The sequence below is a fragment of the Rhodopseudomonas sp. NSM genome (assembly GCF_052445935.1).
GTDB lineage: Bacteria > Pseudomonadota > Alphaproteobacteria > Rhizobiales > Xanthobacteraceae > Rhodopseudomonas.
In genome coordinates, this window is the sequence record NZ_JBQTCH010000002.1 from 849547 (window position 1) to 862301 (window position 12755).

Here is a 12755-nt window from a genome sequence, read left to right on the forward strand (position 1 = left end):
GCGCATCGCTGAAGCGGATCGCCGCTTTGATTGATCCGCGCGCGGCGCTGACGCCGCGGACGCGACTGTTCGTCGCCCAGCAGCTCGCGCCTGCGAAATCGCTGGACCGGCTGGTCGCAGCCACCGCCTCGGTCGCAGCACTGCGCGACAACTCCGCGCAAGCCGATCGCGCCGAACTGTGCGCGCCAGAATCCCGCGACCGGTTGCGCCGCCTCGGCGCCGCGACCGAAGGCTGGCTTGCCGACAAGGCGGCGTTCGGCGCGGCGCTGCAGGCCTGCCTCGCGCACGACTGGCCCGGCGCGCAGGCGCAGGCGGCTCAGGTCGCGGCGGGCGCGGGCATCGGCTGCGACGCCGCCGATCCGCCGGCGCTGGCCGATCTGCTGCTGATCTCGCTGCTGCCGAGCTGCGACACGATCGACGCCGTCAGGCGGCTGACCGCAGCTTCGCGCAGCGCGACCAGGCGGGCCTGCGCCGCAGCCGATTGATACAGCGGCAGCCGCGCCAGCGCGTCGAGCTCGATCTCGCCGTCGAGATACAGATTGAGCATGTCGGCGGCGCTGAAACAGTTGCGACAGACCGGCACCCGCGGCCGCTCGCGGGTCAGCAGGTCGTACATCTTGTGAGTGCCGACCCGCACCGCGACGGCGGCTGCGCCCTCGCCGCGCAGATCGCCGATCGCGCCGGTCCAGCCCACCGGGCACGGCGTCACCGCGCCGGTGTCGAACAGTTGCACGGCCGCGGTGACGAGATGGCAGCGCCGCGCGCGCTGCGCGCCGCCGGCGTCGAGGAAATCCGCGAGCGTCGTGTAGTAAGCGGGCGGCCCGAGCACGTCGGGATTCGTCCGCACGCAGGTCCGCAGCGTCGCCGCGAAGGCGCGACGCGCCTGCGCGGGAAACAGCGCCGCGGCATGGACGCCGCGCACCGGGATCGGCACCGCGACGATGCGGCAAGGCTGCGCTGCCAGCACGTCGAGGAAGCCGGCATAGCAATCGGCATTGGCCGCGCTGATCACGCTTGTGATCTCGACCGTCTCGCACGCCTGAACCATCGCCGCGAACGCCGCCATCACCCGCGCGCCGATCCGCGGCGAGCGCCAGCGCATCGCGTTCATCGCCTCGGTATGGCCGTCGAGCGAGAGGTTGAACGAGACGTTGCCGAGCCGCGCGATCCGCTGCACCGTCGCGGCGTCGAGTTCGGTGCCGTTGGTCAGCACCTGGACATGCGCGTAGCGTTGCGCCAGTTCGGCGATCAGCTCGGCGGCATTGGCGAGCAGGAACAGTTCGCCGCCGCTGAGCTTGATCACCGGCGCGTCGACTCGCGCGGCGAAGCCGTCGAGCATCGCCAGCACCTCGGCGATCGCGATGGTCGCGCCCCTGCCGCGCCGCGACGCCGAGGTGACGGCGCCGTAATCGTCGGCGTCGGCGACGCTGGTGCAGTAGCTGCATTTCAGATTGCACCAGTTTCCGGCGACGATCAGGTCGTGATACAAAAGATGCTTCATCCGCCGTCCTCCGCTCGCTCAGGATCGTCGCTGCGCAGGTAGCAACGCTCCGCCGCGCCGCGCGCCGCGATGCGTGAGGCGTGCGTGATGCACAGTTCGATCTGCGGCGCGCGCAGCCGCGTTTTGAAGATCGCCAGCGCCCTGCGCTTGCGCGGCAGCGCCGCATTGATGTCGCGGCAGCGCGGCGCGTAACCTCCGAGATCGACGCCTCCGCACCAGCCGGCCGCCGCATAAGGCAGATCCTCGTAATACGCGACGACGCCGGGCGACAGCGCCAGCGCCGCGGCGATCGCCGGCGCCGCCAGCGCGACGACCACATGATCGAGATGACCGCCGATCGCGGCGGGCGCGTACAGACTCGCAATCGGTGCGTTGCCCAGCGATGCCCGGATCGCCGCGACGGCGCGCTGCGCCACGACTTCGATCTCGCCCGCAAACCGATCGGCGACGTCGCGCGGCTGCCATCCCATCGTCGCCGACAGGCCGAACCGATGCCGGTCCTGCGCGCCGGCGAGGCCGAGCGACACGGCGTCGTAGCCGAGCAGCCGGCCGGCCAAACGATCCTCGGCGCAGGCCACCGCATCGAGCCGCTCGGGCGGGACGCGCAGCCCGGTCTGATAGGATTGCGACGTGAACACGTTGATCACCAGCGTGCGGCGCTTCGCCAGAGCGATGCTGCCGCCGAGCGACAGCGCGGCGTCGTCGATATGCGGCGACAGCACCACGTCGACCGGCGCCGCGCGATCGATCGGCCGGGCCTGTGGCAGACGCAGCAGAAAGCCGGCCTCGATCAGGTCGCGCGCGGCGACGCGCTCGCCCGGCGACAATTCGCTCTCGTCGAGTTCATGTCCCTCGGCAAAGCGCGCGACGACCGCGCAGGCCGTGGCCGGCAGTGCGATCACGCGGCCGCCGAGGGTCTGCAGGCCGTCACGATGCGGCACGACATGCGGCAGCAGCGCCACCGCGTCGCGCGCGCAGCGATCGATTTCGATGCTGCGCCCGGCTGCGCTCATCGCGGCTCCCCTTGCATCTCGCCTCGCGCCGCCACGCGGCGCAGCCGCGCTTCGGCGAAGCTGCGCAATCGGTCGCGATCCGGCTTGCCGGCCGCCGTGCGGGGAAATTCGGACTGCGTCAGGACGATCACCGGCGTGTGCAACACCGGCGCCAGAATGCCAGCGGCTGACGCCGCAGCCGCCGGATCGCGGCACTCGCAGATCAGCACCAGATCGTGAATCTCGGCGCGCTGCGGCCGCGGCAGCGCCAGCGCCACCGCATCGCTGACGCCCGGCATCGCCCGCGCCTGCGCCGCCAGCGCGGCGCAATCAATCAGATGGCCGTTGATCTTGACGCGATCGTCGCACCGTCCGCGCAGCCACACCCTCTGATCATCATCGACCTCCGCGAGATCGCCGCTGCGCCAGAGGCCACGCTGCATCTGCGTCGTCGCCGTCTCGCCTTCGCAGCCGAGAACCGCGTGCCCGCAATCGACGATGAGTTCGCCGATGCCTTCGCCCGCCCGGGGCACCACGACGCTGACGCCGGGCAACGGCCGGCCGAGACAGCCCGCGGGCAGCGACCGCGCCGCGCCAAAACTCGCGCCGGTTTCCGATGCGCCGTAATTGCGCGCGAGGCCGCAGCCGAAGGCGCGGCGGAATTCCACGTCGAGCCGGTCCGGCACGGCGCCGGCGCCGGCGATCACCAGGTGCGGCGCGCGCCGCGGCGGCTGGTGATCCTCCCGCGCCGCCTCGATCGCAAGCCGCGCCATCGGCGGCGTCAGCACGACGATATCGGCGCCGCCGCGCAATGCGTCCGCCAGCGCGCGCGGCCGGAACAAAGGCGCGAATTGCACCACGCAGCCGGCGGCGAGCAGGCCGAGCATCGCGCCGAACGCGAACGAATGCGCGATCGGCGCCGCCAGATGAGCGCGTGCGCCGGCAGCCGGCGCGTAGCACGTGACATAGCGTTCGGCCTCGGCCGCGAGACTCTCGAACGAGCGCCGTGCCAGCTTCGGCCGCCCGGTCGATCCCGACGAGGCATGGATCGCCGCGACCTCGTCGGCGCGCGACGGCGCATCGTGCAACACCGCGCCGTCCGGCCAGCTCCGCACGCGAACAGCGGCCGGCCAGTCGCCGCAGCGCCGCGCATCGACGCCGAACACAGCGACGCCGCCCCGCGCCCACGCCGCCAACGCGGCGCGCACCAGATCGGCGCCGACGAGGTCGGGCAGCACGACGCGGTCGCCCGGCGCGATCCATCGCGCCGCCGGATCGGCCTCGACCGCGTGCCACAGTTCTGCAATCGTCGCCTCACCGCCGTCGGGCAGCCGCAGCCGACCGGGCGCGATCGTCCCGATCAGATCAGCGACGGCGCGCGGCGTGCTCATGCGGTCTCCGACACGGACGCAAGCACGGAGTCGCGATGCGGTCGGCGCAACGCGCCGATCGCGCGCGCGATGTCGGCGAACAATTCGTCGTCGCCGAGCAGGATCGGATGCGCGAACCAGATCGCCGCGCGCGCCGCAGCGGCGGCGGCCAGCGTCGCGATCCGCGCGTAGTCCGGCGGTGGCGTGGATGATCGCTGCAACCGCCTCAACGCCTGCGCATCGAACATCCCGGTGCGGTGGACCTCGGGGAAGCAGCGATACGCCGGAATGCCGAGGGCGCGCAGTTCCGCCGCCAATTGTCCGGCATCGCGGCCGCCGAACTCCGCCGGATCGAACCACGCCATCGTCATGTAGCGGCCGTGGGATTCGACATAGTCCAGGCGCGGCAGCGGCGACAGTCCGGCGGCGCGCAGATGTGCCTCGAAGCGCGGCGCGGCGCGCTCGCGCTGTGCGGCGAGCGCGGGCAATCGCGCGAGCTGGCCGTGCAGCAGCGCCGACTGGAATTCGCTGAGCCGCATATTGGTCGCGGGCATCAGGTGCCGATAGTCGGTATCGCCCTTCGGCCGGCCGCAGGAATGCAGCGCGAAGCTGCGCGCGGCGATGTCGGGCCGGTCGGTGGCGATCGCGCCGCCCTCGCCGCAGGTCATCAGCTTGCCGGACTGGAAGCTGAAGATCGCGGCGTCGCCGAACGTGCCCAGCGGCTTGCCGAAGGCGCGCGCGCCATGCGCATGGGCCGCGTCCTCGAGCAGCGCGACGCCGTGGCTGCGGGCGAGCGCGATCAGGCGCGGCAGATCGCAAGCGTGGCCGGCCATGTGCACCGGGACGATGCAGCGGGTGCGCGGCGTGATCGCCGCCGCCACCGCCTCGACGTCGATGTTCAGCGTGTCGCGCTCGACGTCGACCGGGACCGGCCAGGCGCCGATCCGCAGCACCGCCGACGCCGTCGAGATGAAGGTGCAGGCCGGCACGATCACTTCGTCGCCCGGCTGCACGCCGAGCGCATCGAGCGCCAGCTCCAGCGCCAGCGTGCCGTTGGCGACGACGCGGACATGCGCCGCGCCGAGCGAGTCCGCGAAGGCGGCTTCGAACGCGTCGCCGATGCCGCCGTTGCCGCGCCACCAGCGGCGCGAGTGGAGGACGTCGATCAGGCGCCGCTCGCAGCTTTCGTCGAAACGCGGCCAGGCTGGTATCCGCTCGGAGAACTGATCTTGCATCGTGGATCGCCTCTCGCTGCTGGTGGGGACATTGCTGCCGAGGTTGACGCGCGCGGCGCGAGGCCCCGCGCCAGACCGATCGCCGCGCCGACCAGCGCGGCATCGTCGCCATGACGATGCGGCGCGATCGCGAGCGCGACGCCGCTTCTTTTCAATTCGGCCGCGATCCGGTCGAACAGCGGCGACAGGCCGAGGCCGCCCGCGATCACCACGCGCTCCGGATCGAACATCGCCTGCAGGATCGCCAGCGCCTCCGCCAGCGCCGCAGTCGCAAGACGTAGCGCCGACTCTGCCGCCGGGTCGGCGAACAAATCGTGGTATCCATACTGCCGGCGCAGCGCCCGGCCGGACGCCACCGCCTGCAGGCAGCCGTCGCGGCCGCACGCGCAGCGCAGCCCGACCGCGGACGGCACCGGCACGTGCCCGACATCCATCGCCGCATGGTGCGCGCCCATCAGCGGCCGCCCCGCGATCACCGCGCCGCCGCCGATGCCGCTGCCGATGCTGAGGCACACCGTGATCTCGTCCGCGGCGCCGTCGAAATCATGCGCCGACAGCGCCGCCGCGGTGGCGTCGTCGACCAAGGCGAGCCGCGCAAGGCGGCGGATCGCGTCGGTCAGCAGCGCTGCACCTTCGTAGTTGCGGCGGTTGGGCCAACGAAGCACCACGCCGTCGCCGTCGAGTTCAGGCGCGGTCGCCAGCGCCACCGCCCCCGCGCATCCGGCGTGTCGCCATGCCGCCTCGATCGACCGCGCCGCGTCGGCCGCATTCTCCGGCGTCGGCACCCGGGCCTTGCGGTCGATCCGCCGGCCGTCCGGCGAGATCAGCGCGGTGCGCAGCCAGGTCGCGCCGAGATCGACGGCGAAGATCGCACTCATGCCGCCGCCTCCCGCAATGCGCCGCCGAGCGCAGCGGCGAAGCGCAGCGCGGCGGCTTCCTCGTCCGCGCCGGTGCGGACGCAGCGATGAAAATGCCGCAGCAGGTCCGCGAAAGCGCGGAGCTGCAGCGCCGGCCCCGGGGGAAACGTCGTGCGGATCTCGTCGCGGCCGTGCAGGCGCAGCACCACCTGCTGCTCGGGCTCGCGGCGATTGTCGGAGAATCCGAACAGGCCGCTGAGCACGGCTTCGCCCCGCCCGCTGCGCGCCACCAGCCGCACCAGATCGCCGCGCGCGCTGTCGATCCAGGCGACGCGCAGGCCGACGCGGCAGCCGTCGAGCACCAGCGCGGCGCTGAAACGATCGTCGGTGTCGTAGTCGAGCGCGGCGATGCGAATAACGCTGCCCTCGACGTACCACGACGCGCCCGTGCCGCGACGCTGCGACGAGCGTTGCACCTTTGCGACGTCGATCCGATCGGCACGCCAGTGCAACGCGGCGCCGGCAATATCCAGCAGATGATAGCCGAGATCGGCGAACACGCCGGTCCAGCCGTCCGCGCGGCGCAGATGCCACGGCGCCGACGGCACGCCGTGCTCCCGGCGCCAGACTAGATCGAGCTCCGTGAGCGGACCGAGCAACGCGACCTGATCGAGCCACAGCCGCGTATCATCGCGGAAGCGGCAGGCGACGCCGCTGACCAGCACCGCGCCGCTTTGCGCCGCCGCGTGCAGCCGCGTGGCGTCGGCCGGGCCGCGCACCACCGGCTTCTCGACCAGGCAGCAGATGCCGGCGGCGAGCAGCGCCGCGGCGTGATCGAGATGACAGGCATTCGGCGAGGCGACCACCGCCGCGTCCGGGCGGGCCGCGAGAAATTCGTCGAACGAACCGCAGCGCCGCGCCGCCGGCCACGCATCTGCGGCCCGCTGCAGCGCCTGCGGATCGGGATCGAACAGCGCCACCACCTCGAACAGCGCCGGCAACTCGGCGAGCGCCGGCTGATAGCAATGCCGGATCACCCAGCCGCAGCCGCACAGGCCGAGCCGCAACCGGCTCTGCCGCAGCGCCGTCATCGCGCCGGCTCCAGCCTACGCGCGCCCTGCGCCATCGCGGCGATCAGTTCGCCGACGTCGCCGGGCGTGGCCACCTCGATGACGCCGGCACGGTCGGCTACCTGTGGCCCGCCACCCCAATGCGCCAGCATCGCCGGCCGCCCGGCATTGCGCGCGGCGGCGAGATCGATCGCGGTGTCGCCGACGAAGGCCAGCGCCGGACCGGCGCCGAGCCGGCGCTCGCACAGCCACAGCCCGTCGGGCGCGGGCTTGCCCGGCGCATCGTCGGCGGTGACGACGGCGTCGATCAGATCGATCAGTCCGGTGGCGGCGAGGATCGACAGCGTGCGCGGCCGATCCTTCCCGGTCACCACGCCGATCTTGATCGCGTCGTTGCGGATGCCCTGCAGCATCGCGGCGACGCCCGGGAATGCGCGCGCCTTGTGATCATGGTTGCGCGCGGCGGCGCGGAACGCGGCGGGAAAACCTGCGGGAAAGCCGAACTCGGCAACGATCGCCTCCAGCGGCATTCCCATCCGCGCGCGAAAATCGCCGAGCCGGGCGCGGCCGTCGAGCGCGTGGTCGGCCGCGGCGGCGAGGAAGGCCGCCTCGACCGCCTGCCAGCTATCGATCAGCACGCCGTCGAGGTCGAACAGCACCGCGGTCATGACGCGGCCGCCTGCGCGACTGCGGAGGCGGCGGCGCGCGACGAGCCGGCGATTTCGGCGAACACGTCGTCGATCTTCACGGCAGCGCCGCCGCCGTCGAGATGGATCCGGCGGAACAGCTCGAACAGCACGAAGTCGGTCTTGCTGGCGAAGCCCGCGCCGAAGCGCGAGCGGCGCAGCGCGTCGTCGGGCACCGCGTGATCGCAGGCGCGGGCGAAGCGCGCGGCGTGGCCGCCGGAGGCGTGCGGCATCATCATCTTGGCGCGCAGCGCGCTGTCGAGCAGATGCGCGCCGTGACGGCGCACCGCAGCGCGGCGCAGCAGCCGCTTGGTGATGCCGAGCGATGTGTCGACGATCTCGCCCGGCGCCACGCGCCTCACCACCGCCTGCACCGCGGGATCGAGATAGGGCACCCGCATCTCGACGCCCGCGGCCATCGACAGATGATCCACCGGATCGAGCTGGGCGCGCTCCAGCAGATCCTGCAGCGAAATGTCGAGCGTCGCGCGGACGCCGGCTGCGCCCTTGGCCGAAGCTTCGAGCAGGCCGTCGCGAATCGCGCAGGCGCGGTCGCTGGGCGTCAGCCCCACCGCAGTCGCGCGTCGGGCTCCGTCGGTGAGCGTGGCGATCGTGCCGGCCGGATCGTAGTAACCGCCGAGCGTCTCGTCGGCGCCCTCGCCGTTGAGGCAGGCTTTCGCGCGGCCGCCGATCACCCGGCACAGCAGATGGAAGAACGGCCCGGCGTGCAGGTCCGGCGCCTCGACCGCCGCGATGGTCGCGGGGATCGCCGCGAGATAGTCGTCGAAGCCGAAGGTCAGCAGAGTGTGATCGGCGCCGATCGCCCGCGCGACGCGTGCGGCTGCGACGGCGTCGGGATGGTCCGCCGTGTCGGCGACGGTGAAGGTGCGCAGCCGGCGGCCTGATAGTTCCGCCGCGGTGCAGGCCAGCATCGCGGAATCGATGCCGCCGGACAGCACCGCGACGACCTCTGTGTCGGCCTGCAGATGGCTGTTGGTGGCGGCGAGCAGCGCGTCGACAAAGGCCAGCTCGGCCTCGTCCTCACACAGCAGCGGTTGCGGCGGCGGGGTGCGTAGCTGATACGGCCGCGGCTCGGCGACGTGCAGCCCCTGCCCCCAGTTCACCGTCAGCAGATGGCCGGGCGGCAGCGTCGAGATCCCGGCGAAGAAGGTGTGGCGGCCGGTCGGATAGCCGATCGCGATGAAATCGGCCAGCGCGGTCTCGTCGAGAGACGGCGGCCCGAACCAGCGCAGCAGCGCCTTGGCTTCGGATGCGAACGCGAACCGCGCGCCGTGCTGCGCATAGCGCAGCGGCTTGATGCCGAGCGGATCGCGGATCAGCGTCAGCCGTCCGCTTTCCAGCACCGCGATCGCATACATGCCGGACAGATGCGCCGGCAGATCGAAGCCCCATTCGAGGAAGCCGCGCAGAACCACCTCGGTGTCGCAGCGCGTCGCGAAGCGGTGCCCGCGCGCGATCAGCACGCGGCGTAATTCGTCCGCGTTGTAGATCTCGCCGTTGAACGCGACCGCGGTCTGCGACAGCGGATCGCGCATCGGCTGCGCGCCGTGTTCGGGATCAACGATGGCGAGCCGCGCCGCGCCGATCTCGCAGGCGCCGTCGCGATGCGTGCCGAGACCGTCCGGGCCGCGATGGCGGATGGCGTCGAGGATCGGCCGCACGTCCGGCGGCGCATCGAGCGAGACGAGTCCGGCTATGGCGCACATCGCGGCGGCTCCGTTCGAGTTGCGGTGGATACGGCCGGGCGCAGGCACGCGGCGATGCCGCGCGCGGTCTCGGCCATCGCCTGCGACAAGGTCAGGCTGTCGGCGCCGGCGCGGCGGCGCTCGGCGTGGAAGGCAGGCAATTGCGGGAACGGCAGGCCGGGCTCGAGATGATGCTCGATGTGATAATTGTCGTAGTGGACCAGATAGCTCCACCACGCCGGTGCCCGGTAGCTGCGCGAATTCTCCGTGATCCGGCGCGTCAGCCGCGGCCGGCCGATATGTTCGTGCACCGTCATCAGGAAGTGCGCGACCGGCGCGACGATCAGCGCCGGCACGATCCAGCCCCACAGCACCAGCCGCGGCTCGATCCACGCCGCGAGCACGAGCAGCGCAAGCAGGATCAGCGCGGTCGCGACGAACTCGGTCCGCGCCCGATCGCGCGCATGGGCCTTGAGCACATCGTGCCTGCGCCCGGACAGCAGCGTCGCCGTCGTCCCGGCGAAATCGCGCAGCCGCGTCACCGCGAAGACATGGCCGAGCAGCGCGCGCCGGCTGGAGAAATCCGCGCAGCTCCGGTCGAACACATCCTGCGGCGTGCCGACATAGCGGTGATGATGCAGATGGCGGATGCGGGTATCGGTGAAGGTGGTCAGCATCGGCAGGCCGAGCAGCGAGCCGGCGAGCCGGTTGCCGGCCTCGGTCGCGAGGAAGATGCCGTGCAGCGTCTCGTGCTGCAGTTCGAGGCCGTGGGCGTAGACGATCCCCAGCAGCAGCGCCGCTGCGATCCCGGCCGCCGTTCCCGGCACGACGACGATCGCCGCCAGCAGCGCGGCGACCGCGCCCACATAGGCGGCGAGCCTGAGCGGCGCATGCGACTGGGACGAGGCGCGGCCGGGCATGACGAACTCCTCCACCAATTCTTGCGCAGCATCGGATGGCGCGTCGTTTCGGTGATCATCGCGGCGGGCGATGAGCAGGGCCCGCGAAGGGGCCGTCCGGAGGGCGCCACCCGCAGCCGTCCCCGCGCGAGCGGGCGACAGCCGGCGCGTGGCGCCGCCGGCGGGAAACCCGCTCTACCAGTGGAGCTCGTCGCAGACGTCGAGGTCGACGCCGCGCGACAGCAGGTCGACGCGCAGTCGCGCGAGATCCGCTTCGGCGGTGTGCAGCTTCTCGAGCGCCGAATGGAATTGCTGCAGCCCCTCGAGATGCTCCTTGGACCGTTCGATCTGCACGCCTTCTTCCGCACTGCCAGACATCGTGTCCTCCATGAGTTTGCGCGGGTCGATAATACAACCCATGATTGTATAGGCTAAAAATACGCAACTTGGAAGAGCATTTCTACGCGACACACGCAGGCGGCGTCCGGCCGCAAGCGCGGGTGCCCGTCAGCCGGACTTGTCAGGCACCCAGATTAGGTTTATATTCCTTTTCATGAGATATCCCTTCATCCCCACCATCGTCCGTCTCCGCGTCACGCCCGACCCGAATTCGGACTCGCCGCCGCCGATCCCCGGCGGGCGCCCGCGCGGATCGCGGCGGCCGCATACCGATGCCAAGGCGGCGGAGGTGCGCCGGCTGATCGAACAGACCGAACTGACCTACAGCCAGATCAGCGCCAAGACCGGCGTCGGCCGCGCCAGCATCAGCCGCTGGAGCCGCGACGGCGCCTGGGCGCGCCCGCCCTTCGCGCCGCGCGCCACCGACCGGATGCCGACCGCGCGCGCCGGCCAGAAACTCAAGCTGCGGAAGCTCGCCGAGCGGCTGCGCCTGCTCGCCGAACAGATGATCGAGAAACTCGAAGCCGACGCCGGCACCGATGTCGACCGGCTGATGCAGGCGCTGCAGGTGCTGAAGATGGCGCGGATGGAAGCGATGGGCCGCCGGCGCCGCCGCCGCGACCCCGCCTTCCGTGCACGCACCGGCAACGACTGGCTGTCCGAAGAGGAAGCCATCCGCACCGCCCTGAAAGAGATGCGCAGCTTCGGCGTCGACCTCGACCACGTCCCGCCGCAGGCGATGGATCTGCTGATCGCCGCCAAACGTCCGGCCGAGGATCACCCGGCGTTGCGGCCGCCGAAGGCGAGGAAGCGGCGGCGGTGATAACAACGGCGGCATGCGGCGCTGTTCTCCCCTCCCCCTTGCGGGGAGGGGTCGGGGGTGGGGGTCCACAGGCACGGTGCCCGCGTCACCCTCACCCCAACCCTCTCCCGCAAGCGGGAGAGGGAGCGCGCTGTGCCTTACCGATCTTCGGTCAGCTCGAACGAAGAGACCACCGAGCTCTCTGCCGGCACCGAGAAATACTCGACGCGGCGCGCCGGCTTGTTGTTGAACAGCAGCCGGGTCACGTCCGGACGCGAATAGTGGCCCGCCGGATCGGCCGATGCCTTCGCGAACGCAATCAGGCCGAGATCGACGTCGGCGACGACCAGCCCTTCCTCGAAGGGATCGAGATTGGCGCCGATCGAGCGTCCGTCGGGCGCGTAGATCCGGGAAAAGCCGCCGCCCAGCTGGCACATCGCTTCCAGCATCGGATCGCCCTGGCACAGCAGATCCCGCTGGGCCTTGTCGACCAAAGCGGTCGCGGCGACGACGAAGCAGCCGCCCTCGACGGCGTAGATCATGCTGGCGCCGTTGTTGACGGTGGGGCCGAGCGCATAGGCTTCGTCGGCAATCAGCGACAGCGCCGGCCAGGCGCCGCAATGGATCTGTTCGTTCTGGCTGTACATCGCGTATTTGCTGAGCGGCTGCAGGTGCTCCCAGCACGACAATTGCCCGACGCGGCCGAGCGAAGTATCGAGCACGGCGAGGTCGCTGCCGTCGCCTTCGCCGAACACGGTGCGTTCGACATGGGTGGGCTTCAGCTTGCGACGGCGCTTGATCACCTCGCCGGTCTCGGCATAGTGCCACTGCGCGATATACAGGCTGCCGCCGTCGCGCTCCGACAGCCCGATCGAGACCTGAATGCCGTTGCGGCGCGCGGCCTCGGCGAGCGCCCGATCCTCGTCGCCGCCGGCCTGCACGCTGTTCTCGAAGTAACGACCGACGAACTGCATCGCCCAGGCCGGCGGCCCGAGCCAGATGTGGTTCGGATAGCCCGGCAGCCACACTTCGGGAAACACCACGAGCTTGCAATCCTGCCGCGCCGCCTGCTCGATCAGCCCGACCGCCTTGGCGACGCCGGCCTGAAGATCGAGGAACGCCGGCGCGGCCTGCACGGCCGCGACCTTGAATTGCTTCGACATCTGCATTGTCAGCCTCCATGGATGATCGGGATGCCGAGAAGTCTAGCGAGGGCCGCAACGCCGGGCTTTCGCGTT

At 71.3% G+C, this 12755-nt stretch carries 12 protein-coding genes; 1 reads left to right on the forward strand and 11 read right to left on the reverse strand.

Features of this window, described 5'->3' with window-relative positions; genetic code table 11:
* Positions 1-316: 316 nt before the first annotated feature.
* The 10 genes from ACTZWT_RS08220 to ACTZWT_RS08265 form a co-directional block, all read right to left on the reverse strand.
* Positions 317-1501, reverse strand: coding sequence for a radical SAM protein (locus tag ACTZWT_RS08220; protein ID WP_444769156.1), 1185 nt, complete (start codon positions 1499-1501; stop codon positions 317-319).
* On the reverse strand, positions 1498-2514 hold the full coding sequence (locus tag ACTZWT_RS08225) for a hypothetical protein (RefSeq protein WP_444769157.1): 1017 nt from the start codon (positions 2512-2514) through the stop codon (positions 1498-1500). Before ACTZWT_RS08225 ends, ACTZWT_RS08220 begins: the two co-directional genes overlap by 4 nt.
* Positions 2511-3884, reverse strand: a complete 1374-nt coding sequence (locus ACTZWT_RS08230) for an AMP-binding protein (protein ID WP_444769158.1) — start codon at positions 3882-3884, stop codon at positions 2511-2513. Before ACTZWT_RS08230 ends, ACTZWT_RS08225 begins: the two co-directional genes overlap by 4 nt.
* Positions 3881-5098 carry a DegT/DnrJ/EryC1/StrS family aminotransferase gene (locus ACTZWT_RS08235; RefSeq protein ID WP_444769159.1) on the reverse strand — a complete coding sequence of 406 codons (1218 nt, stop codon included), beginning with the start codon at positions 5096-5098 and terminating at the stop codon, positions 3881-3883. The genes ACTZWT_RS08230 and ACTZWT_RS08235 overlap by 4 nt, the downstream gene beginning before the upstream one ends.
* Positions 5029-5976, reverse strand: coding sequence for an ROK family protein (locus ACTZWT_RS08240; protein WP_444769160.1), 948 nt, complete (start codon positions 5974-5976; stop codon positions 5029-5031). The genes ACTZWT_RS08235 and ACTZWT_RS08240 overlap by 70 nt, the downstream gene beginning before the upstream one ends.
* The gene (locus tag ACTZWT_RS08245) at positions 5973-7046 is read right to left on the reverse strand and encodes a Gfo/Idh/MocA family protein (protein ID WP_444769161.1); all 1074 of its coding nucleotides are present in this window, start codon (positions 7044-7046) and stop codon (positions 5973-5975) included. The genes ACTZWT_RS08240 and ACTZWT_RS08245 overlap by 4 nt, the downstream gene beginning before the upstream one ends.
* Positions 7043-7693, reverse strand: a complete 651-nt coding sequence (locus ACTZWT_RS08250; protein WP_444769162.1) for an HAD family hydrolase — start codon at positions 7691-7693, stop codon at positions 7043-7045. The genes ACTZWT_RS08245 and ACTZWT_RS08250 overlap by 4 nt, the downstream gene beginning before the upstream one ends.
* A complete protein-coding gene (asnB, locus tag ACTZWT_RS08255) occupies positions 7690-9438 on the reverse strand; it encodes an asparagine synthase (glutamine-hydrolyzing) (protein ID WP_444769163.1) in 1749 nt (582 codons plus the stop codon). Before asnB ends, ACTZWT_RS08250 begins: the two co-directional genes overlap by 4 nt.
* Positions 9426-10337, reverse strand: a complete 912-nt coding sequence (locus ACTZWT_RS08260) for a fatty acid desaturase family protein (protein WP_444769164.1) — start codon at positions 10335-10337, stop codon at positions 9426-9428. The genes asnB and ACTZWT_RS08260 overlap by 13 nt, the downstream gene beginning before the upstream one ends.
* Before the next feature lie 174 nt (positions 10338-10511).
* Positions 10512-10694 (reverse strand): hypothetical protein, encoded by a 183-nt coding sequence (locus ACTZWT_RS08265; RefSeq protein WP_444769165.1) that lies wholly within the window; start codon positions 10692-10694, stop codon positions 10512-10514.
* A gap of 175 nt (positions 10695-10869) precedes the next feature.
* Between ACTZWT_RS08265 and ACTZWT_RS08270 the strand changes: the two genes are divergently transcribed.
* A complete protein-coding gene (locus ACTZWT_RS08270; RefSeq protein WP_444769166.1) occupies positions 10870-11538 on the forward strand; it encodes a hypothetical protein in 669 nt (222 codons plus the stop codon).
* Between the two features lie 137 nt (positions 11539-11675).
* Here ACTZWT_RS08270 and ACTZWT_RS08275 read toward each other — a convergent pair whose 3' ends face one another.
* Positions 11676-12680 (reverse strand): carbon-nitrogen hydrolase family protein, encoded by a 1005-nt coding sequence (locus ACTZWT_RS08275; RefSeq protein WP_444769233.1) that lies wholly within the window; start codon positions 12678-12680, stop codon positions 11676-11678.
* Between the last annotated feature and the right edge of the window lie 75 nt (positions 12681-12755).

Bases quoted from the DNA above. Each gene is read 5' to 3' on its own strand.
- ACTZWT_RS08225 (WP_444769157.1), bottom strand. From the start codon at position 2,514: ATGAGCGCAGCCGGGCGCAGCATCGAAATCGATCGCTGCGCGCGCGAC.
- ACTZWT_RS08265 (WP_444769165.1), bottom strand. From the start codon at position 10,694: ATGTCTGGCAGTGCGGAAGAAGGCGTGCAGATCGAACGGTCCAAGGAG.
- ACTZWT_RS08220 (WP_444769156.1), bottom strand. From the start codon at position 1,501: ATGAAGCATCTTTTGTATCACGACCTGATCGTCGCCGGAAACTGGTGC.
- ACTZWT_RS08245 (WP_444769161.1), bottom strand. From the start codon at position 7,046: ATGACGGCGCTGCGGCAGAGCCGGTTGCGGCTCGGCCTGTGCGGCTGC.
- ACTZWT_RS08270 (WP_444769166.1), top strand. From the start codon at position 10,870: ATGAGATATCCCTTCATCCCCACCATCGTCCGTCTCCGCGTCACGCCC.
- ACTZWT_RS08230 (WP_444769158.1), bottom strand. From the start codon at position 3,884: ATGAGCACGCCGCGCGCCGTCGCTGATCTGATCGGGACGATCGCGCCC.
- ACTZWT_RS08240 (WP_444769160.1), bottom strand. From the start codon at position 5,976: ATGAGTGCGATCTTCGCCGTCGATCTCGGCGCGACCTGGCTGCGCACC.
- asnB (WP_444769163.1), bottom strand. From the start codon at position 9,438: ATGTGCGCCATAGCCGGACTCGTCTCGCTCGATGCGCCGCCGGACGTG.
- ACTZWT_RS08250 (WP_444769162.1), bottom strand. From the start codon at position 7,693: ATGACCGCGGTGCTGTTCGACCTCGACGGCGTGCTGATCGATAGCTGG.
- ACTZWT_RS08260 (WP_444769164.1), bottom strand. From the start codon at position 10,337: ATGCCCGGCCGCGCCTCGTCCCAGTCGCATGCGCCGCTCAGGCTCGCC.
- ACTZWT_RS08275 (WP_444769233.1), bottom strand. From the start codon at position 12,680: ATGTCGAAGCAATTCAAGGTCGCGGCCGTGCAGGCCGCGCCGGCGTTC.
- ACTZWT_RS08235 (WP_444769159.1), bottom strand. From the start codon at position 5,098: ATGCAAGATCAGTTCTCCGAGCGGATACCAGCCTGGCCGCGTTTCGAC.